The following is a 19,340-nucleotide window of genomic DNA, read 5'->3' on the forward strand; positions in this document are numbered from 1 at the left end:
TCAAGCAGGCAACAGCGGCGATATTTCGGCGGGCGGCTGGAACCGCGGCGCGGGACGCGGTTTTCCTGTCAGCCCTTCAAGGACATCATCATGCAAAGCTTCACCTGCCCCGCCTGCGACACCCGCGTCTATTTCGACAACCTGTTCTGCGCCTGCGGCGAGCCGCTGTTCTACGAACCCGAGGCCCGCGCCATGTGGAACGAGGCCGAGCCTTGCGCCAACCGCGACACCATCCAGTGCAACTGGGCCGCCGTTCCGGGCGAAACGCTGTGCCGGTCCTGCGCCATGTCCGACACGGTGCCCGCGCTGAACGTGGGCGACAACCAGCAATTGCTGGCGCGCGCCGAACGGGCGAAACGCTGGGTGCTGGCCAACCTGTCGAACTGGCAATGGTTCACCGACGCGGACGGGGGGATGCGGCCCCGCTTCCAGATGCTGTCCGAAAACACCGGCGGCGGGCGGGCCGTGCAGATCATGATGGGCCACGACAACGGCGAGATCGTCATCAACGTGACCGAGGCGGACGAGTTGATCCGCGTGCAACGCCAGCACCAGCTGGGCGAGCAGTATCGGTCGATGGTCGGCCATTTCCGGCACGAACTGGCGCATTTCCTGTTCGACCGGCTGGCTGCCGCGCCGGGCTTCACCGACGAATTCCGCCCCCTGTTCGGGGACGAGACCGCCGATTACGCCGCCGCGCTGCAAGAGCATTACGACAATCCCAAGGATTCGGGAGAGGATTTCATCACCGCCTATGCGACCTCTCACCCGCACGAGGACTGGGCCGAGACGGTAGCCCATCTGCTGCACATGGTCGATTTCACCGACAGCTTCGTCAGCGCGGGCCTGTCCATGAAGGACATCCCCGAGGATTATCAGCCCTATGCCGACACGGATGCCGACCGGCTGCTGAACATCGCGGCCGCCGTGGCCATCGCCATCAACGACATCAACCGCGCGCTGGACAATTCGGACCTGTATCCCTTCATCCTGACGCCGAAAATCCGGGAAAAGATCAAGTTCGCGCATGGCTGGATCAGCAGCCATGCGGAACGCGGGGCCTAGGAGGCGGCCTTTTCCTCCAGCGTCAGCCATTCTTCCTCGGCGGCCGACAGCGCCTGCTGCCGTTCGGCAAGCGCCTCGGTCGCCTTTCGGAACTTGGCAGGCGCGGTCGTGAACAGGTCGGGCTGCGCCAGGAACTCGGTCAGCTTGGCGATCTCGGCCTCCAGCCGCGCGATCACGGCAGGCAGCGCGTCGAGGCGGTGGCGTTCCGTAAAGGACAGGCCGGCCTTGGTGGCCTTGGGCTTCTCAGACGCGGCCTCGGGCTTCTTCGGCGCGCTGTCGAGGGTGACGGGCGCATCCTCGCCCCGCTGCGCCTGGTAATCGGACCAGCCGCCCGCATAGACGATGGCCTGCCCGTCGCCTTCCATCGCCACGGTCGTGTCGGCCACGCGGTCGATGAAGTCGCGGTCGTGGCTGACCAGCAGCACGGTGCCGTCGTATTCGCCCAGCAGATCCTGCAACAGATCAAGCGTTTCCACGTCCAGGTCGTTGGTCGGCTCGTCCAGCACCAGCAGGTTCGACGGGCGCGCCATCAGCCGCGCCAGCAGCAGCCGCGCCTTTTCGCCGCCCGACAGGCTGCGCACGGGCGCGCGGGCCTGCGCGTCGTCGAACAGGAAATCCTTGAGATAGGCCACGACATGCCGGGGCTGCCCCCGCACCATCACCTGATCGGCCCGGCCCGAGACGCGCATGTCGGGATCGCCCGTCAGCGATTCCCACAGCGTCTGGTCGGGGTTCAGCGCCGACCGGGTCTGGTCAAAGACCGCCAGCTCCAGGTTGGTGCCCAGCGTGACGGTGCCCTGGTCGGGTGCGATCTCTCCGGTCAGCATCTTGATCAGCGTGGTCTTGCCCGCGCCGTTCGGACCGACGAACGCCACCCGGTCGCCCCGGTTCACCCGCAGGTCAAAGGGTTGCAGGATGGTGCGGTCGCCAAAGGCCTTGGCGATGCCCTTGGCCTCGATCACCTTCTTGCCCGATTGCGTGCCGGAATCGAACGCCATGGCCGCCGTGCCCTGGCGCCGGATCTGGGCGCCGCGTTCGGCGCGCAGGGCCGCCAGCGCGCGGACCCGGCCCTGGTTGCGCTTGCGCCGCGCGCTGATGCCTTCGACCGCCCAGCGGGCCTCGGCCTTGATCTTGCGGTCCAGCTTGTGGCGGGCGTCATCTTCCGCCGACCACACGGCCTCTCGCCAGTCCTCGAACCCCTCGAAGCCGCGTTCCTGGCGGCGCACCTCGCCCCGGTCGATCCACAGGGTCGCGCGGGTCAGACGGCGCAAGAAGGCGCGGTCGTGGCTGATGATGACGTAAGCCGCGCGGGTCTGCGACAAGTGATCTTCCAGCCAGCCGATCGCCTCGATGTCCAGGTGGTTGGTGGGTTCGTCCAGCAGCATCAGTTCGGGCGCCCGCGCCAGCAGCCGGGCGAGTGCCGCGCGGCGGCGTTCGCCGCCGGATGCGGTTTCCACGGGGCGGGCAGGATCGAACTTCAACCCCTCGGCCGCCATGGCGACGCGGTAGGATTCGGATTCCGGCAGGCCCGATGCGGCGAAATCGCCCAGGGTGGCGAAGCCCGACAGGTCGGGATCCTGCTCCATGTAGCCGGTGGACACGCCCGCGCTGACCACGACCTCGCCCCGGTCCACCTCGACCAGGCCCGCCATGACCTTCATCAGCGTCGATTTGCCCGATCCGTTGCGGCCCACCAGGGCCACGCGGTCGCCCGGCTGGACCGTCAGGGACAGCCCGTCGAACACGGGATCGCCGCCAAAGGTCAGGGAAATGTCGGTCAGTTGAAGAAGGGGTGCGCGTGCCATGGCTGCGCCCTAGCGCGGGGCGGGCGGGTGGTCAATGGATCACCGGCCACGCGGGGCTTGCGTCCCGCGCGTTTCGATCCCACAACAGCGGCGCAAGTCAGGAGTCGGCATGGCGCGCAAGATCATCATCGACACGGATCCCGGCCAGGACGACGCGGTGGCGATCCTGCTGGCGCTGGCCAGCCCGGAACTGCAGGTGCTGGGCCTGACCGCCGTGGCCGGAAACGTGCCGCTGCCGCTGACCGCGTTGAACGCGCGCAAGATCGTCGAACTGGCGGGGCGGCCCGACATCCCGGTCTTCGCGGGCTGCGACCGGCCCTTGTCGCGCAAGCTGGTGACGGCCGAGAACGTCCACGGCCAGACGGGACTGGACGGCATCGAGCTGCCTGAACCGACCGTTCCCCTGCAAGCGCGGCACGGCGTCGATTTCATCATCGACACGCTGCGGCGCGAACCGGCGGGCACGGTGACGCTGGTGCCCATCGGTCCCCTGACCAACATCGCCCAGGCCTTCCGCCAGGCACCCGACATCATCGCTCGCGTCCAGGAAATCGTCCTGATGGGCGGCGCCTATTTCGAGGTGGGCAACGTCACCCCCGCCGCCGAATTCAACATCTTCGTCGATCCCGAAGCCGCCGCCGCCGTCTTTGCCGCAGGCGTGCCGCTGGTGGTGATGCCGCTGGACGCCACCCATCAGGCGCTGACCTCTCGCGACTGGATCGAGGGGATGCGCGCCCTGCCCGGCCGCTGCGGCCCGGCCATCGCCAGCTGGATCGATTTCTTCGAACGCTTCGACAAGGAGAAATACGGCAGCCACGGCGCGCCCCTGCACGACCCCTGCACCATCGCCTGGCTCTTGCGCCCCGACCTGTTCCGGGGCCGCGAGATCAATGTCGAGATCGAGACGGAAGGCCGCTTCACCACCGGCATGACGGTCGCCGACTGGTGGCGCGTCACGGGGCGGCCCGCCAACGCGCTGTTCATCCGCGATCTGGACCGCGGCGGCGTCTTCGACCTGCTGAGCGAACGGCTGGCGCGGCTGCCCTAGTCCGCCTGACCCTTCAAGGGCACGGTCCCGGCGCCGTCGCCCAGGTCCCTGTTCAACCGCGCGACCAGATCCTGCGTCAGGTCGATGGCGTCCAGCGACACGAAGACCGTGCGCCGGTCCAGGACCGCGACGGCCCCGCGTTCCTGCATCATCTCGCCCATCAAGGGCAGCGCCGCGCGATAAAAGGCCGCGCGGTCGGCCGCGGCCCAGGCGTTCAGATCCTGCACGACCTGCGCGCGCTGGCGTCTGATCTCGGTCGCGCGGGTGTCGAAGGCTTCGGCCTGCTTGCGAAACTCGGCCGGGTCCAGCGTGGCGCGCTGTTCGGTCAGCTCGGCTTCCTCGGCTGACAACTGGGCGGCAAGGCGGTCGTTCTCGGCCTCGATCTTGCCGCCTTCCTCCTCCAGCACGCGCTGCGTGCGCCTGCCCCAGTCGGATGCCGTGAACAGCACGTCCTGGTCCACGGTCAGGATCGGCGCGGCCAGGGGCTTGGCACCGGCGGGCGTCTGGATCGTGCGCGAGGGCAGTTCCGGCGCGGCGGGGGCGCCTTCGGGCGCCTCTTGCGCCAGCGCGCCGCCTGCCAGGACAAGCAGCGCACAGGTGGCAAGCCGCCGCATGGTCCCCATCAGAACCGGGTCGAGATGGTCAGGTCGAAGTTCTGCTCCTCGTCGTAGTCTTCCTTCTTGAGGGCCTTCGAGAAGTTGAACCGCAGCGGACCGATGGGCGTCGTCCAGAACAGCGAGGCCCCGACCGAGGCGCGGATGTTCATCGAATCGTCCACGATGGCGCCCCCGGTCCCGACCGTCTCGTCCAGCCCCCAGATGGACCCGACATCGGCGAACAACCCGCCCGAAATCCCGTATTCCTCGGGCAGGCCGACGGGGAACTGCGCCTCGGTGCGGACCACCCAGAAATAGTTGCCGCCCAACCCGTCCTCGTTCTCGGCCGCCAGGTCGCGCGGGCCGATGCCGTTGGGTTCAAAGCCGCGGATGCGCGTGCCGCCGCGATAGCGGTCCAGGATCCAGGTCGAATAGTCGTCATAGGAATGGATCGCGCCTGCCTCGAATTCGGCGCGCAGGGTGACTTCCTCGCGCCAGGCGGTGCTTTCCACCCCGGCCAGCCCGCTGGTCGTCACGCTTTTCGTGTCGCCCCCAAGCCCCGCGAAATCCTGCGAGAAGCGCAGCTTGTAGCTGGTCAGCGGATCCAGCCCGGTGACGCGCGTGTCCCACAGATAGCTGTAGCCAAGCGCCGAGGTGACGCGCTGCCCTTCCTCGGCCTGCAGCAGGGTCGAGCTGTCCTCCTCGACCCCGCCCAGGGTTTCCTTGGAAATGCGATAGCGCAGTTCCAGCCGCCCGTTTTGCGAAATCGGGAATTCGATGGACGGACGGATCCCCACGGACCGGGTGTTGTAGTCCGAGTTCAGGGCTTCCGTGACGTTGTAATAGGTGTTGAAGCCGAAGCGCAGGTCGCGGCCCAGGAAATACGGCTCGATGAAGGTCAGCGACGAGGACTGGTCGCCATCCGCGGTCGAAACCGACAGCCCGACCGTCTGGCCCCGGCCCAGGAAGTTGTTTTCCTGCAAGGACGCGTTCAGCCCCACGCCCGAGGACACGCCATAGGACGCCCCGAAGGACAGCGAGCCGGTCGGCTGTTCCTCGACGTTGACATCGACGATGACCTGTTCGTTGCTGCTGCCGGGGCGGCTTTCGACCTGGGCATCGCTGAAATAGCCAAGCGCGCGGATGCGTTCGGCGGCGTTGCGGATTTCGCGCGGGCTGAAGGGATCGCCCTCGACCGTGTTGAACTGGCGGCGGATCACCTGGTCCAGCGTGGTGGTGTTCCCCTCGATGTCGATGCGTTCGACGAAGACGCGCGGGCCACGGGTGACGGCAAAGGTCAGGTCCAGCGTCTGCGACTGCGGGTTGCGCGTCACGCGGGGTTCGATGTTGACGAAGTTCAGCCCCTGCTGGATGGCTACCGTTTCCATCCGGCGGATGGTGTTGTCGATGGCGGCGGGGTTATAGACATCGCCCCGCCCGACGCGGTTCTGCGCGGCAAAGGCCGCCGCATCGACGCCCGGGATCTCGGACACCGTGTTGACCTGCGCGAAACGGTAGCGCGGGCCTTCCTGGATGTTGAAGGTGATGTAGAAGGCGTCGCGTTCGCGGGCCAGTTCGGGGGCCACCGCCTGAACCCGGAAATCGGCGTATCCGCGCGAACGGTAAAAATCGGTCAGCAGCTGTTCGTCCAGTTGCAGCCGTTCGGGCGCGAAGGTGTCGCGGCGGATGAAGGTGCGCAGGATGCCCGCCTGCTTGGTGTCCAGCACGTTGCGCAGGCGGCGGTCGCTGAAGGCGCGGTTGCCGGTAAAGCCGATGCGCTCGATTTCCGTGACGTTGCCTTCGCGGACCTCGAAGACCAGATCGACGCGGTTGTCGCTGCGGCGGATGATGCGAGGGTCCACGCGCGCGGCCAGGCGGCCCTGCGCGGCATAGGCCTGGGCGATGTTGTTGGCGTCCTGCAAGGCCTGGCTGGGCTGATAGACCCGGCGCGATTCGCTTTGCACGACCTCGGCCAGCTGTTCGTCATTGATGCGGCGGTTTCCCTCGAAGCTGATCTGGTTGATCGTGGGATATTCGCTGACGCGGATCACCAGGACGTTGCCCTGCGGCACGATCTCGACCGTCTCGAACAGGCCGGAATTCTGCAACCGTTGCAGGGCGTCGTTCAACTCGCCCGCCGACACGTCCTGGCCGCGCGCGATGTCGGCATAGGACAGGACCGTTGCCGGCTCGACCCGCGCCGAACCCTCGATGCGCACGTCGTTGAAGACATAGGCTGCCGCAGCACCCGGGATCAGCGCCGCCGGGGCCGCGATCGTCAAGGCGGTCATCAGCGCGACCGCGCCCTTGCCCAGTTTCCGTGTCATTGCTGCCCCTCTTGTCGTCAGCCTGCGTTGGCGCTGCTTGCGGCACCTTCTTTTGCATTCAGCTTGTGCCTCAAACCGTTTGCCCTGTCAAAAGCACATCGCGGTCAGGGACAGAAAAGATCGTTGCTCAGGCCGAAAATCATCAGCGACAGCACAGCCGCCATGCCGATCGCCGTCAGCAGATTCAGCGCCTTGTCCGGGGGCGGACGGCCGGTCACGGCCTCCCACGTGTAGAACATCAGGTGGCCGCCATCCAGCACCGGGATCGGCAGCAGGTTCAGGAACCCGATGGCCGCCGACAGGACCGCGATCCACCACAGGAAGCTGCCGCCCCCCGCGCTGGCCGCCTGGCCCGTGCTTTCCGCGATGCTGATCGCGCCGCCCAGGTTGCACGTCCCGATCTGGCCCGAGATCATCGCCCACATCCCCGACAGCGACGACGTGACGATCCCCCAGGTCTGCCGGACGCCCAACCACAAGGACTCCAGCGGCCCGGCTTTCCGGGTTGCGGGCGCGAAGAAGCTTTCGCCGCCGGTGACGCCGATCAGCCAGCGGCGTTCGTAACCGCCGCCCTCGGCCGGCAAGTCCTGCATCTTGGGGACCAACGTGTAATCCGCGATCCCTGTCCCGGGGCGCCAGACCTGAAGCGCCAGCGGCTGGCCCTCGGCGGCCTCGACGGCCTGGCGCATCTGGGTGAAGCGGCTGACGGGCTGGCCTTCGATGGCCACCACCACGTCGCCTGCGCGCAAGCCAGCCTCGGCCGCCGCGCTGCGCGGGGCGACGCCGCTGATGCGGGCGGGCATGGGATCGGGACCGCGCACGGTGATCTCGGCCCCGTCGCGCCCGACGCGCCAGTCCTGATGGTCCGCCACGGGCAAGGTTTCCGCGATCCGGCCGATGTCGCGCCAGCTTTCCACCGGCTGGCCGCCCACGGCCAGGATCCGGTCGCCGGGCTGCAACTCGTTGACGATGCCCGGCGGCGCGTCGGCAATGGTGCCGACCTGCGGTTCCTCGACAGGCAGGCCCTGGAACAGCGCAAAGCCGCCGAAGATCAGGATCGACAGCACGAAGTTGAACACCGGCCCTGCCAGCAGCGTGGCGAACCGCGCCCATAACGGCGCCCCAGACAGCGTTTGCCGCCGCAGCGCCGGATCGACGGGACGGCTCGGCCCCGCGCTTGCCGCGTTGTCGTCGCCCAGAAAGCGGACATAGCCCCCCAGCGGAATCGCCGCCACCTGCCACAGCGTGCCCCGCCGGTCGCGGCGCGAGACGAGGCGCGGGCCGAAGCCGACCGAAAACACCTCGGCCCGGATGCCCGACAGGCGGCCGATGTAATAGTGGCCGAATTCGTGCACCGTGACGATCACGGCAAGCGCCACGAAGAACGCCGCCAGCGTCCACAGCGTGCCGCCGAATTGCGGGATCAGGTCACTCATGCGGCGGCTTCCTTGCGTGCTGCGCGGTCCCAGTGCAGGACCGTGTCCAGGTCGGCCGGATCATCGCCGAAACCGGCGCGCCCCGACAGGGCCTGCAAGGTCATTTCCACGCGAGGCGCCATGGCCGTGAACCCGATCCGCCCCCCGATGAAATCGTCCAGCGCCTGTTCCTTGGCCGCGTTGAAGACCGCGCCCGCCATGCCGCCTGCCGCCATCACCTCTCGGGCCAGGCGCAGGGCGGGCCAGCGGTTCTCGTCGGGCGCGCGAAAGGTCAGGCTGCCGAGTGCGGCCAGATCCAGCGGCGCCACCGGCAGGGGCGCGCGGCGGGGCCAGTTCAGTGCATAGCCTATGGCGTGGCGCATGTCGGGCGCGCCCAGATGGGCAATGGTGCCGCCATCAACATGGCTGACCATGGCGTGGATGATGGATTCCGGGTGAACCAGGACCCTGATCCGGTCCGGCCTGAGGCTGAAGAATTCCCTTGCCTCAATGACCTCCATCGCCTTGTTGAACATGGACGCGCTGTCGATGGTGATCCGCTGGCCCATGGCCCAGTTGGGATGGGTGGACGCCTCGGCCACCGTCGCCGCCGCCAGACGTTCCAGCGGCCAGTCGCGGAAGGCCCCGCCCGAGGCGGTAATGGTCACGTCCTGGACAGATTCCAGGTTTTCCTGTCCAAGGGCTTGAAAGATCGCGGAATGTTCGGAATCGACCGGCAGGATCCTTGCGCCGCTGGCCTTGGCCGCACGGCGCAGCAGCGGCCCGGCGCAGACAAGGGACTCCTTGTTGGCAAGCGCCAGGATGCCGCCCTGTGCAAGGGCCGTCAGCCCCGGCACCAATCCCGCCGCCCCGACGATGGCGGACAGCACCCAGTCGGCAGGCCGCTGCGCCGCCTCGACCAGAGCCTGCGGACCCGCCGCAGCCTCGACCCCGCTGCCCGCCAAGGCGTCGCGCAGATCGTCCAACAGTTCGGGATGCGCGGTCACGGCGACCTCGGCCTGCAACTCGCGCGCCATCTGCGCCAGCCGTGCGATGTTGCGCCCGCCGGTCAGGGCGACCGTCTGGTAAGCCGCAGGCCCGCCCGCCCGCCGGATCAGGTCAACGCCATTCGCGCCCACGGACCCGGTGGCCCCAAAGATCGAAATGCGCCGCATCCGTCAGTTCACCGCCGGCAATGCCGTCAGCAGCCCGATCAGCATGGTGGCCAGCACCGCACCCGTCACCGCATCGAAACGATCCATGAAGCCGCCATGGCCGGGGATCAGGTTGGAACTGTCCTTGACCCCTGCCCGGCGCTTCAGCCAGCTTTCGGCGATGTCGCCCATCTGCCCGGCGAAGCAGACGATCGGCGAACACCAGACCAGCATGGCGTCGCCCCGTCCAAGCCGCCACAACAGCACCCCCAGCAACAGCGCGCCGATCCATCCGGCGATTGTCCCCGACCAGGTCTTCTTCGGGCTGAGCGAGGGCCAGAACTTTGGCCCCCCGATCATCCGCCCGAAGAAATAACCCGCCGTGTCGGACACGATCACGATGCCCATCAGCCACAGCACGAAGTTCAGGCCGTAAGCTTCCCGGAAGCCGACCAGGCCATAGGCCACCAGCATGATCGCAAGACCGAACACCGCATAGGTCCAGCGGTCGCGCGTGGCGGCGCCGGGGATGCCCGCGACCAGCGGGAACAGCAGCGCCAGGACCGCCAGGGGATGGCCGAACATCGTCGCCACGACCTGCGACATGAAGGCGATGACCGCCAGCGCAAAGGGCCGCCATGCGCCGAAGATGCCGGGATGCAGGCGCGGGTTCTTCCACCCCGTCATTGCCGCCAGTTCCCAGAAGGTGATGGCCGAGATCGCGGCCATCGCCAGCCGCAGCCAGATCCCCGTCGCCACCGCCAGCATGATGCCGATGCCCAGCAGCACCAGCGTCGAGGCGACACGGCGCGACAGGTCGGCCCATTTGCCCGGCGGGGGCTTCAGCGCCTGGACGCGCCCGGCGCTCATACGCCCCCGAAGCGGCGGTCGCGCATCCCGAAGCGGTCCAGGATCTGCGCAAGGTGGTCAGGGGTGAAATCCGGCCACAGGGTCGGCGTGAATTCGTATTCCGCGTAAGCCGCCTGCCAGGGCAGGAAGTTCGAGGTCCGCGTCTCGCCCGAGGTGCGGATCACCAGGTCCGGGTCGGGATGGCCGGCCGTGTCCAGGCAGGCGGCCAGATCGGCGTCGGTCGGCGTCTCGATCTCGCCCCGCGCGATCTTCTGGGCCAGCCGCGCCGACGCCCGCGTCAGCTCGTCCCGCCCGCCATAGTTGATCGCGACGGTCAGGTTCAGCCGGGTATTGCCCGCCGTGCGCGCCTCGATCGAGGACATCAGGGCGCGCAGCTTGCCGTCCAGCCGGTCGCGCCCGCCGATGAAGCGCAGGCGCACGCCCTCGGCGGCCATGCCCTCGGCCTCGTACTGGATATAGCGGCGAAAGATCTTCATGAGGCCCAAGACTTCCTCGGTCGATCGCTTCCAGTTCTCGGTCGAGAAGGCGTAAACGGTCAGCCAGTTCACCCCCAGGTCGGGGCAGGCGCGGACGATCTGCTTGACACGTTCCGCCCCCCGGCGGTGGCCGACAAGGCGCGGCCAGCCGCGTTCGGTCGCCCAGCGGCCGTTGCCGTCCATGATGATCGCGACATGGCGAGGCCGCTGATCGACCCCGCCCGATAACAGCAGCGGTGCGGTTTCAGCGGCCATCATTGTCCCTCAGACCTGCATGATTTCGGCTTGCTTGCCTTCAAGCGTCTGATCGACAAGGGCGATCATCTTGTCGGTCAGCTCTTGCACGGCGGTTTCCCAGAACTTCTGGTCATCCTCGGGCATCCCGTTGGCCTTGCCCTTCTTGATCTGGTCCATGCCGTCGCGGCGCACGTTGCGGATGGCGACGCGCGCGCTTTCGGCATATTGGGCCGCGACCTTGGTCAGTTCGCGGCGCCGTTCCTCGTTCAGTTCGGGGATCGGCAGCATGATGATGGTGCCGTTCGTCTGCGGGTTGATGCCCAGGCCGGATTCGCGGATGGCCTTTTCGACCTTGTTGACCATGCCCTTGTCCCAGACGTTGATCGTGACCATGCGCGGTTCCGGCACGTTGACGGTGCCCAGCTGGTTGACCGGGGTCATCTGGCCATAAGCCTCGACCTGGACGGGTTCGACCATCGAGGCCGAGGCGCGGCCCGTGCGCAGGCTGGAAAATTCGTGGCGCAGGCTTTCCATCGCGCCCTTCATCCGCCGTTCCAGATCGTCGATGTCGATTTCGATGTCCTCTGCCATGTGGGACTGCCTCTGCATTGAATTTTCCCCGCTTGTAGCGGGATCCGTTAATGATGGCAAAGACTTTGCCCCTAAAATGCGCAAGGCTTTGCCGTCCCGGCGACGGCCCCCAGGGGCTAGTTATGCACCCGCGTATAGGTGCCCTTGCCTTCCAGGATGGTGCGGAAGCCGCCCGGTTCGTCCAGCGAGAAGACGATGATCGGCAGGCGGTTGTCGCGGGCCAGCGCGATGGCGGAGGCGTCCATCACGCCCAAGTGCTTCTGCAACACCTCGTCATAGCTGACGTTCTCGTAGCGCTTTGCGTCCGAATGCTTTTTCGGATCCTTGTCATAGACGCCATCGACCTTGGTGCCCTTGAAGATGGCCTCGCAGTTCATCTCGTTCGCGCGCAGGGTGGCGGCGGTGTCGGTGGTGAAATACGGGTTCCCGGTTCCGGCGGCGAAGATCACGATGCGCTTCTTTTCCAGGTGCCGGATGGCGCGGCGGCGAATGTAGGGTTCGCAGACCTCGTCCATGCGGATGGCGCTGATGACGCGGCAATGCAGGCCCTTGGCTTCCAGCGCGGATTGCATGGCCAGCGCGTTCATGACGGTCGCCAGCATCCCCATGTAGTCGGCGGTCGTCCGTTCCATCCCCTGGGCGCTGCCTTGCAGGCCCCGGAAGATGTTGCCGCCGCCGATGACCATGCAGACCTCGACGCCCATCTTCTGGACCGATTCGACCTCGTCGGCGATCCGGCTGACGGTGGGGGGGTGCAGCCCGTAGCCCTGATCGCCCATCAGCGCCTCGCCCGATATTTTCAGCATCACCCTGCCATAATGCGCGGGCGCGCCGCCCTGATGATCGGTCATGTCCATTCCCTCGTGTCAGCGCCGGTCGCTTTCATCGCGGCGCAAAATGTCGCAAAAGGCGGCGGTGTTCAACTGCCCGAAAGCCGCCCTGCCGTGACCCCTCTGCACCAGATCGACCCCGGGCGCCACCTGCTGATCGCGGGGCCGACAGCCAGCGGCAAGTCGGCGCTGGCCTTGACCGTGGCGCGCGCCCAGGGCGGGCTGATCGTCAATGCCGATGCCTTGCAGATCTGGTCCTGCTGGCGTGTCCTGACCGCGCGCCCCACGTCTGATGACGAGGCCGCGGCCCCCCACGCGCTTTACGGCCATGTCGCGCCTGATGTGGCCTATTCCGTGGGCGACTGGCTGCGCGACGTGGCGGGGTTGCTGCACCGGCGGCTGATCGTCGTGGGCGGGACCGGGCTTTACCTGACCGCGCTGACCCAAGGGCTGGCCCATGTGCCGCCCGTGCCCCCTACTGTGCGGGCCGAGGGGGATGCCCGGCTGGCAACCGAGGGCGGGCTGGCGCGCATGGCGGCCGATCTGGACCCGGCCACCCGCGCCCGCATCGACACGCGCAACCCCGCCCGCGTCCAGCGCGCGTGGGAGGTGCTGACCGCCACGGGACGCGGGTTGGCCGACTGGCAGGCCGACACGCCGCCGCCCCTGATCGCCGCGCATGACGCGCAGCGCATCCTGGTCACGGCGGATCGCGACTGGCTGGCCGACCGGATCGCGGGGCGTTTTCATGCGATGATGCGGCAGGGCGCGCTGGAGGAAGCGCGCGCCATGCTGCCGTCCTGGGATCCCGCCCGGCAATGGGCGCGCGCCATCGGCGCGCCCGACCTGGTCGCCCATCTGCGGAGCGAGATCGACCTGCCGACCGCCACCGAACGCGCGATCATCGCCACCCGGCAATACGCCAAGGCGCAGCGCATCTGGTTCCGGGGGCGGATGAAGGACTGGCAGCCCGTCCAGGCTGACGCGAAAAGCACAGACCGAAACTGATCGCGCGTCGAGGGCGTTGAGTTTGAAACGTCCATAGGCAATAATTCGCTCATTGTCCTTTATGTCAGGCGAATCTCATGACCGCGTTCGAGCATTCGCAGTGGAAAGACGGATTTCCGTTCTCGCCCAGTCAGATCCGGGCGGGCCGGCGCTTGGGGGTGGACGGGGTCAACGCGCCCTTCATCGCCGACGCGCCCCAGCCGGTGGCCGGTCCCCCGGCGATCCCGCAACCCCAGGACCGCCCCGCGCCCGCCGCCCTGCAACCCGCCTGGCGCGAGGCGCATCCCGTCGGGCGGCAGAGCGGCATCCGCCTGCTGCCGCTGGCGGCATTCCTGTGGGGCAGCCGGGCCAATCCGCCGCAGCCCCGCACCCGCCCCGATCACGTGCTGATCTGGGTGACACAAGGGCGCGTGCAGCTTGATTTTCCCCGCGACCGCTTTTGCCTGCGGTCGGGCGATCTGCGCTATATCCCGGCGGGCACGGCCTTTGCGGCCTCGCCCGCCCATGGGACCACCGGCCATGTCGCGCTGATCTCGGCCCGGCTGGGGGCGCAGGCGGTGCCGCCCCTGCCCGATCATGTCCTGGCCGCGCAGGTCGGCAACCATGCCGCGCAACTGGAGGCCACGCTGCGCGAGATCGGGGTCGAGACGCCGGGGGGCGACCCCGGAACCCTGTCCTGCCTGGTCAACCTTTTGTCGCTGCGCCTGCGCCAGCTTGCGCCGGGCCGCGCGCCCGACATGCGGGACACCGGCTTTCCCGACCGCCCGCTGATCGACCGCTTCCTGGCGCTTGCCCGTGAACAGCTGGGCGAATCCCGGTCCGTGGCGGAACTGGCCGCCGAACTGGGCAGCAGCACGCTGCAACTGGACCAGGCCTGCCTTGCGGCCCATGGCAAGCGCGCGGTGGCGCTGATGCACCAGCTGCGGCTGGACTGCGCGGCCCGGATGCTGCGCGAGACGGCGCGCCCGACGCAGCGCATCGCGGCGGACCTTGGCTATTCCAGCCATGCCCATTTCATCCGCGCCTTTGTCGCCGCGACCGGGAGGACGCCCGACGCGTTCCGCGCTCAGTCCTGCTGATCGTCCTGCGCCTGCCTGCCGCGAAAGCCGGTGGCGACCACGAACTTCTCGGACGAATCGCTGCGGCTGGCGGGCGGCTTGACGTTGGCGACCTTGTCGAAGTTGCGCTTCAGCATGGCCTGCATCTCGGTTTCCGCCCCGCCTGCCAGGACCTTGGCGATGAACGTTCCACCGGGTTCAAGGATGTCGAAGGCCAGCGCCGCCGCGGCCTCGACCAGGGCCACGATGCGGATATGGTCGGTGCCCTTGTGGCCGGACGATGCCGCCGCCATGTCCGACATCACCACGTCGGCGGGGCCGCCCAGCCATTCCTTAACCTTTTCGTCCGCGCCTTCGGACAGGAAATCAAGCTGGTGGATCTCGGCCCCCGCGATCGGATCGACCTCTTGCAGATCGACGCCCAGGACCTTGCCCACCGCCTTGCCGCCCTTTTCGCCAAGCGCATTGACGCGGCTCACGGCGACCTGGCACCAGCCGCCGGGCGCGCAGCCCAGATCGACCACCCGCGCGCCGGGGACCAGGAAGCGATACTTGTCGTCCAGTTCCAGGATCTTGTAGGCCGCGCGGCCGCGATAGCCCTCGCGCCTGGCGCGGACGACGTAAGGGTCGTTCAGCTGCCGTTCCAGCCACAGCTTGGAGGACAGCTTGCGGCCCTTGGCGGTCTTGACCCGCACGCGCAGGTCGCGCGCGCCCCGCCCGCTGGATTTGCCTTCACGGCTGCCCGGCGCCTTTGTCATCTCATGCCACCCCGTTCAGTCCTTCCGATGCCAGCACCCCATCGCGCACCATCTGGGCATAAAGCAACCCCTCTCGCAGGCCGCGGTCGGCGACCGACAGCTTGCTGGTGGGCCAGATCCGCATCAGGGTCTGCAGGATCGCCGCGCCGGACATGATCAGCGCATGGCGTTCGCGCCCGATGCGCGGGTCGGCGCGGCGGCCATCGGGACCAAGCTGCAGATAGGAATGGATCACCCGGTCGATCTGGGTGCTGGTCATCTCCAGCCCGTCCACCTTGGTCCGGTCATAGCGGCGCAGGCCCAAGAAGCTGGCCGCGACCGTCGTGACCGTCCCCGAGGTGCCGATGATCTGGAAACCCTCGTCGGGCGAACCTTCGGCATAGGGGGTGAAGCCCGCCAGCATCTCCTCGAAATACCAGGACATCAGGGCAAAGCGGCCCCCGTCGTCCTCGACATCGGCGAACTGGTCGCGCAGCGTGGCAACCCCCAGCGGCACGCTGATCCAGTCCACCACGCGCGCCCCGCCGGGCTGCGGATTGCCGAAGCCGTCCGACAGCCGCATGATCGCGCGCGGGCGTTCCTTGGGTTCCACATCTTCCAGGTCGATCCAGACAAGCTCGGTCGATCCGCCGCCGATGTCCACGACCATCAGCGTTTCCGTCTTGTGGCTGACCAGCGGCGCGCAGGAGATCACGGCCAGCCGGGCTTCTTCCTCGGCGGTGATGGTCTCGATCTGCAGGCCGGTCTCGCGCCGGATGGTGCGCAAAAGGTCGCGGCTGTTGCGGGCGCGCCGGCAGGCCTCGGTCGCGACCAGGCGCATGTTGCGCACGCGGTGCTGTTCCAGCTTGCGCCGGCAGACCTGCAAGGCATGGACTGTGCGCGCCATCGAACTGCGCGACAGGCGGCCAGACGCTTCCAGCCCCTGGCCAAGCTGAACCGGCTTGGAGAAGCTGTCGATGACCTGGAACTGACTGCCCTTCGGTCGGGCAATCAGCATCCGGCACGAGTTTGTGCCGAGGTCGAGGGCAGCATAAAGCGCCCCCTCCTCGGGGTTTCGGGTGCCGGACGGCTCTACCGCGGTTTTCGGGAACGCGTCCGCACCCGCAGGACGCTTGGGCGTCATCACGATACGCCCTCCGATATCAAGTTGAACAAAACGTAACCTGCGCCCCCCGACCATTCAAGGGGCGGCAAATGGGCGATTGCCGAACCTTTGCCAGTCGGTTGATAACGGTGCCAAGTTTAGTTGCGGAATGACCATGCCGACCGCCCTGTTGACAGGACATGTTGCCCCCCTTGCAGGGACCGGCGCGAAAAGCGCCATTGCCGGGACATGAAGCCGGCGCTGGTGATTTCCATCCAGAGCCAGGTCGTCCACGGCCATGTCGGCAACTCCGCCGCCGTCTTTCCCATGCAGGCCGCGGGATTGGAGGTCGCGGCCATCCCCACGGTGATCTTTTCCAACACGCCCGATTATCCGACATTGCGCGGTGCGCCCTTGCCGCCGGACCTGTTCGCCGACCTGCTGCTGGGGGCGTGGGAACGCGGGTTGCCGCAGCGCGCGGCATGGCTGATGACCGGCTATATCGGCTCGGTCGGGGTGGGGCTGCTGGTGGCCGACTTCGTCGCCCGAGCCAAGGCTGCGAATCCCGGCCTGCGTTATCTGTGCGATCCGGTCATGGGCGACCATGGGCCGGGACTTTACGTGCCCGCCGAACTGGCCGGGATCATGCGCGACCGGCTGCTGCCGCTGGCCGATCTGGCGACGCCCAATTCCTTTGAACTGGGCCACCTGACAGGCCGCGCCATCACCGGACTGGCGGACCTGCAAGCCGCCGCCGCCGACCTGCGCCTGGCGCCGGGCGGCACGCTGATCGCCACCGGTTGCGTGCTGGACGACAGCCCCGCCGATTGCCTGGAAAGCGTGATCCTGGGACCAGAGGGCACGACGCGCCACCCGACCCGCCGCCTGCCCGTGGCCCTGCCCGGCACCGGCGACCTGTTCGCGGGGCTGGTCGTGGCGTCCCTTGGCCGGGGCCACGGCCTGCCCCAAGCGGTCGAGACCGCGCAGGATCTGACATCGCTGGCGCTGGCTCATGCCGACCGCATCGGCGCGAACGAGGTGGTGCTGTCCGACCCCGGCTTCCGCGCCGCCCTGCTGACCCTGTAGCCCGGAGGACAAGATGGAGATTGGCAGCGACCTGCCCGACGCGACCGTGACCCGCATCCGCGACAGCTTCGCCCGTCAGGGCCTGATGCGCCTGCTGGGCGCCGAACTGGCCGAGGTCAAGGCCGGGCTGGTCACGATCCGCCTGCCCTTCAAGCCGGACCTGACGCAGCAGCACGGCTATTTCCACGCGGGCGGCACGGCCTCGATCGCGGATTCGGCGGGCGGCTATGCGGGCTTCACGCTGTTTCCCCAGGACAGCGAGGTCCTGACGGTCGAATTCAAGCTGAACCTGATCAATCCGGCGCAGGGTGACTGGCTGGAGGCCACGGGCCGCGTCGTCAAGCCGGGCCGCACCCTGACCATCTGCCAGCTTGATGTCTGGGGCGTGACGCCCGCCAGGCGCACCCATGTCGCGACGGGCTTGCAGACGCTGATCCGCGTGCAAGGCAAGCCCGCCTGACGGTGCCGTGACAACCCCGATCCGTTAGCGTAAACGGCCTGCCATCACAGACTGCGGAAGGATTGCATCATGGCACAGGCTCGGATCGGGCTGATCGGATTGGGGACGATGGGCGCGGCGCTGGCGCTGAACATCGCCGAGAAAGGCTTCCCGATAGCGGTCTGGAACCGCACGACCGCCGTGACGCGGGCCTTCGCCGCAGGCGCAGGTGCCTTGGCCGAACGGATCGTCCCGACCGAGACATTGGCCGATCTGGTCGCGGCCATCGCACCGCCCCGCGCGATCATCCTGATGGTGCCCGCGGGCCAGGCGGTGGACGACCAACTTGCGGCGCTTGCGCCCCTGCTGGACGCCGATGATCTGGTGATCGACGCGGGCAACGCCGATTTCCACGACACCAGCCGCCGCAACGCCGCCGGCCTGCCCTTCCGCTTTCTGGGCATGGGCGTCTCGGGCGGCGAGGAAGGCGCGCGCCATGGTCCCGCCATCATGGGCGGGGGCGACGTGGCCGACTGGGCGCGCGTGGCCGACGTGATGACCGCCATCGCCGCCCGGGCCGAGGACGGCACCCCCTGCGCCGCCCGGATGGGCGATGCGGGCGCGGGCCATTTCGTGAAGATGGTTCATAACGGCATTGAATATGCCGACATGCAGATGATCGCCGAGGTCTATGGCCTGCTGCGCGACGGCATGGGGCTGGACGCCGCCGCGATCAGCCGGACCTTTGCCGCCTGGAACGAAGGCGCGCTGAAATCCTATCTGATCGAGATTTCGGCCATCGTGACCGCCGCCGCCGATCCCCATACCGGCCGCCCGATGGTGGACATGATCCTGGACCGCGCGGGGCAAAAGGGCACCGGCCGCTGGACCGCAATCGAGGCGCAGCACCTGTCCGCCCCCATTCCGGTGATCGAGGCCGCGGTGATGGCGCGCAACGTATCCGCCCGTCTGGACGAACGGCTGGCCGGTCAGGCGCTGTTCGGACCGGCGCCGCAGCCCTGCGCCCTGGCGCCCGACACCCTGGAACTGGCGCTGATCGCGGGCAAGATCCTCTGCTATGCGCAGGGCTTCGCGATGATCCGGGCCGCGTCCGAGCGATTCGGCTGGACGCTGGACCTGCCGGAAATCGCGCGGGTCTGGCGCGCAGGCTGCATCATCCGCTCGGCCATGCTGAACGACATGGCCGCCGCCCTGGCCGCCGATCCCTCGCGCAACCTGATCATGGCGCCCTTCTTCGCGGACCTGATCGAAACCGCCATGCCCGCGCTGCGCCAGGTGGTGTCGCAGGGTGCGGCGGCAGGCCATGCCCTGCCTGCGCTGGCCTCTGGCCTGATGTGGTTCGACGGGATGCGCACCGGGCGTGGCACCGCGAACCTGATCCAGGCGCAGCGCGACTTTTTCGGCGCGCACGGTTTCCAGCGGATCGACGGCCTGGACGACCCGCATGGTCCCTGGGCCGGAACGGTGTGACG

The 19,340-nt window shown here is 68.0% G+C and carries 18 protein-coding genes; 7 read left to right on the top strand and 11 right to left on the bottom strand.

The features are described from left to right. The first annotated feature begins 90 nt into the window (after positions 1 to 90). On the top strand, positions 91 to 1,065 hold the full coding sequence (locus tag GIY56_RS00335) for a putative zinc-binding metallopeptidase (protein ID WP_154762835.1): 975 nt from the start codon (positions 91 to 93) through the stop codon (positions 1,063 to 1,065). Here the strand turns inward: GIY56_RS00335 and GIY56_RS00340 are convergent. Then, the gene (locus tag GIY56_RS00340) at positions 1,062 to 2,870 is read right to left on the bottom strand and encodes an ABC-F family ATP-binding cassette domain-containing protein (protein ID WP_154762836.1); all 1,809 of its coding nucleotides are present in this window, start codon (positions 2,868 to 2,870) and stop codon (positions 1,062 to 1,064) included. The genes GIY56_RS00335 and GIY56_RS00340 overlap by 4 nt on opposite strands. 109 nt (positions 2,871 to 2,979) lie before the next feature. Here GIY56_RS00340 and GIY56_RS00345 point away from each other — a divergent pair, with 109 nt between their 5' ends. Continuing rightward, complete coding sequence (locus GIY56_RS00345; protein WP_154762837.1) at positions 2,980 to 3,918, top strand: nucleoside hydrolase; 939 nt, start codon at positions 2,980 to 2,982, stop codon at positions 3,916 to 3,918. On the opposite strand, the gene GIY56_RS00350 is transcribed toward GIY56_RS00345, so the two are convergent. The 8 genes from GIY56_RS00350 to pyrH form a co-directional block, all read right to left on the bottom strand. Continuing rightward, positions 3,915 to 4,532: an OmpH family outer membrane protein gene (locus tag GIY56_RS00350; protein ID WP_196053507.1), complete on the bottom strand. Its 618-nt coding sequence runs from the start codon at positions 4,530 to 4,532 to the stop codon at positions 3,915 to 3,917. The two genes, GIY56_RS00345 and GIY56_RS00350, sit on opposite strands and share 4 nt — an antisense overlap. Positions 4,533 to 4,540: 8 nt before the next feature. Then, positions 4,541 to 6,841 carry an outer membrane protein assembly factor BamA gene (gene bamA, locus GIY56_RS00355; RefSeq protein WP_154762839.1) on the bottom strand — a complete coding sequence of 767 codons (2,301 nt, stop codon included), beginning with the start codon at positions 6,839 to 6,841 and terminating at the stop codon, positions 4,541 to 4,543. 104 nt (positions 6,842 to 6,945) lie between these two features. Continuing rightward, positions 6,946 to 8,277, bottom strand: coding sequence for an RIP metalloprotease RseP (rseP, locus tag GIY56_RS00360; protein ID WP_154762840.1), 1,332 nt, complete (start codon positions 8,275 to 8,277; stop codon positions 6,946 to 6,948). After that, positions 8,274 to 9,431: a 1-deoxy-D-xylulose-5-phosphate reductoisomerase gene (gene dxr / locus GIY56_RS00365; protein ID WP_154762841.1), complete on the bottom strand. Its 1,158-nt coding sequence runs from the start codon at positions 9,429 to 9,431 to the stop codon at positions 8,274 to 8,276. The genes rseP and dxr overlap by 4 nt, the downstream gene beginning before the upstream one ends. A gap of 3 nt (positions 9,432 to 9,434) precedes the next feature. Continuing rightward, positions 9,435 to 10,280 (bottom strand): phosphatidate cytidylyltransferase, encoded by an 846-nt coding sequence (locus tag GIY56_RS00370; RefSeq protein ID WP_230312204.1) that lies wholly within the window; start codon positions 10,278 to 10,280, stop codon positions 9,435 to 9,437. Continuing rightward, on the bottom strand, positions 10,277 to 11,014 hold the full coding sequence (gene uppS, locus GIY56_RS00375; protein ID WP_407946931.1) for a polyprenyl diphosphate synthase: 738 nt from the start codon (positions 11,012 to 11,014) through the stop codon (positions 10,277 to 10,279). Before uppS ends, GIY56_RS00370 begins: the two co-directional genes overlap by 4 nt. A 6-nt stretch (positions 11,015 to 11,020) precedes the next feature. After that, positions 11,021 to 11,584 (bottom strand): ribosome recycling factor, encoded by a 564-nt coding sequence (gene frr, locus GIY56_RS00380; RefSeq protein WP_154762843.1) that lies wholly within the window; start codon positions 11,582 to 11,584, stop codon positions 11,021 to 11,023. A gap of 116 nt (positions 11,585 to 11,700) precedes the next feature. Then, entirely contained in the window at positions 11,701 to 12,435 is a 735-nt protein-coding gene (gene pyrH, locus GIY56_RS00385) for a UMP kinase (protein WP_154762844.1), read from the bottom strand. Positions 12,436 to 12,528: 93 nt separating this feature from the next. Here pyrH and miaA point away from each other — a divergent pair, with 93 nt between their 5' ends. Continuing rightward, the gene (gene miaA / locus GIY56_RS00390) at positions 12,529 to 13,422 is read left to right on the top strand and encodes a tRNA (adenosine(37)-N6)-dimethylallyltransferase MiaA (RefSeq protein ID WP_328288394.1); all 894 of its coding nucleotides are present in this window, start codon (positions 12,529 to 12,531) and stop codon (positions 13,420 to 13,422) included. Between the two features lie 77 nt (positions 13,423 to 13,499). After that, positions 13,500 to 14,501: a helix-turn-helix domain-containing protein gene (locus GIY56_RS00395; RefSeq protein ID WP_154762846.1), complete on the top strand. Its 1,002-nt coding sequence runs from the start codon at positions 13,500 to 13,502 to the stop codon at positions 14,499 to 14,501. On the opposite strand, the gene GIY56_RS00400 is transcribed toward GIY56_RS00395, so the two are convergent. Together GIY56_RS00400 and GIY56_RS00405 are read right to left on the bottom strand one after the other, a co-directional pair. Beyond that, a complete protein-coding gene (locus GIY56_RS00400) occupies positions 14,489 to 15,238 on the bottom strand; it encodes an RlmE family RNA methyltransferase (protein ID WP_154762847.1) in 750 nt (249 codons plus the stop codon). The two genes, GIY56_RS00395 and GIY56_RS00400, sit on opposite strands and share 13 nt — an antisense overlap. 1 nt (position 15,239) lies before the next feature. After that, positions 15,240 to 16,361 (bottom strand): Ppx/GppA phosphatase family protein, encoded by a 1,122-nt coding sequence (locus tag GIY56_RS00405; RefSeq protein ID WP_154762848.1) that lies wholly within the window; start codon positions 16,359 to 16,361, stop codon positions 15,240 to 15,242. A gap of 210 nt (positions 16,362 to 16,571) precedes the next feature. Between GIY56_RS00405 and pdxY the strand changes: the two genes are divergently transcribed. From pdxY to gndA, 3 genes are all read left to right on the top strand, one after another. Next, positions 16,572 to 17,408: a pyridoxal kinase gene (gene pdxY / locus GIY56_RS00410; RefSeq protein ID WP_154762849.1), complete on the top strand. Its 837-nt coding sequence runs from the start codon at positions 16,572 to 16,574 to the stop codon at positions 17,406 to 17,408. A gap of 13 nt (positions 17,409 to 17,421) precedes the next feature. After that, the gene (locus GIY56_RS00415; protein WP_154762850.1) at positions 17,422 to 17,868 is read left to right on the top strand and encodes a PaaI family thioesterase; all 447 of its coding nucleotides are present in this window, start codon (positions 17,422 to 17,424) and stop codon (positions 17,866 to 17,868) included. Between the two features lie 69 nt (positions 17,869 to 17,937). Beyond that, positions 17,938 to 19,338 (top strand): NADP-dependent phosphogluconate dehydrogenase, encoded by a 1,401-nt coding sequence (gene gndA / locus GIY56_RS00420; protein ID WP_154762851.1) that lies wholly within the window; start codon positions 17,938 to 17,940, stop codon positions 19,336 to 19,338. The last annotated feature ends 2 nt before the right edge of the window (positions 19,339 to 19,340 follow it).

It is taken from the genome of Paracoccus lichenicola, from assembly GCF_009708075.1.
Taxonomy (GTDB): domain Bacteria; phylum Pseudomonadota; class Alphaproteobacteria; order Rhodobacterales; family Rhodobacteraceae; genus Paracoccus; species Paracoccus lichenicola.

What these genes read in the sequence shown, in the direction of transcription:
- GIY56_RS00335 (WP_154762835.1), top strand. Translation starts at nt 91, where the DNA reads ATGCAAAGCTTCACCTGCCCCGCCTGCGACACCCGCGTCTATTTCGAC.
- GIY56_RS00340 (WP_154762836.1), bottom strand. Translation starts at nt 2,870, where the DNA reads ATGGCACGCGCACCCCTTCTTCAACTGACCGACATTTCCCTGACCTTT.
- GIY56_RS00345 (WP_154762837.1), top strand. Translation starts at nt 2,980, where the DNA reads ATGGCGCGCAAGATCATCATCGACACGGATCCCGGCCAGGACGACGCG.
- GIY56_RS00350 (WP_196053507.1), bottom strand. Translation starts at nt 4,532, where the DNA reads ATGCGGCGGCTTGCCACCTGTGCGCTGCTTGTCCTGGCAGGCGGCGCG.
- bamA (WP_154762839.1), bottom strand. Translation starts at nt 6,841, where the DNA reads ATGACACGGAAACTGGGCAAGGGCGCGGTCGCGCTGATGACCGCCTTG.
- rseP (WP_154762840.1), bottom strand. Translation starts at nt 8,277, where the DNA reads ATGAGTGACCTGATCCCGCAATTCGGCGGCACGCTGTGGACGCTGGCG.
- dxr (WP_154762841.1), bottom strand. Translation starts at nt 9,431, where the DNA reads ATGCGGCGCATTTCGATCTTTGGGGCCACCGGGTCCGTGGGCGCGAAT.
- GIY56_RS00370 (WP_230312204.1), bottom strand. Translation starts at nt 10,280, where the DNA reads ATGAGCGCCGGGCGCGTCCAGGCGCTGAAGCCCCCGCCGGGCAAATGG.
- uppS (WP_407946931.1), bottom strand. Translation starts at nt 11,014, where the DNA reads ATGATGGCCGCTGAAACCGCACCGCTGCTGTTATCGGGCGGGGTCGAT.
- frr (WP_154762843.1), bottom strand. Translation starts at nt 11,584, where the DNA reads ATGGCAGAGGACATCGAAATCGACATCGACGATCTGGAACGGCGGATG.
- pyrH (WP_154762844.1), bottom strand. Translation starts at nt 12,435, where the DNA reads ATGACCGATCATCAGGGCGGCGCGCCCGCGCATTATGGCAGGGTGATG.
- GIY56_RS00395 (WP_154762846.1), top strand. Translation starts at nt 13,500, where the DNA reads ATGACCGCGTTCGAGCATTCGCAGTGGAAAGACGGATTTCCGTTCTCG.
- GIY56_RS00400 (WP_154762847.1), bottom strand. Translation starts at nt 15,238, where the DNA reads ATGACAAAGGCGCCGGGCAGCCGTGAAGGCAAATCCAGCGGGCGGGGC.
- GIY56_RS00405 (WP_154762848.1), bottom strand. Translation starts at nt 16,361, where the DNA reads ATGACGCCCAAGCGTCCTGCGGGTGCGGACGCGTTCCCGAAAACCGCG.
- pdxY (WP_154762849.1), top strand. Translation starts at nt 16,572, where the DNA reads ATGAAGCCGGCGCTGGTGATTTCCATCCAGAGCCAGGTCGTCCACGGC.
- GIY56_RS00415 (WP_154762850.1), top strand. Translation starts at nt 17,422, where the DNA reads ATGGAGATTGGCAGCGACCTGCCCGACGCGACCGTGACCCGCATCCGC.
- gndA (WP_154762851.1), top strand. Translation starts at nt 17,938, where the DNA reads ATGGCACAGGCTCGGATCGGGCTGATCGGATTGGGGACGATGGGCGCG.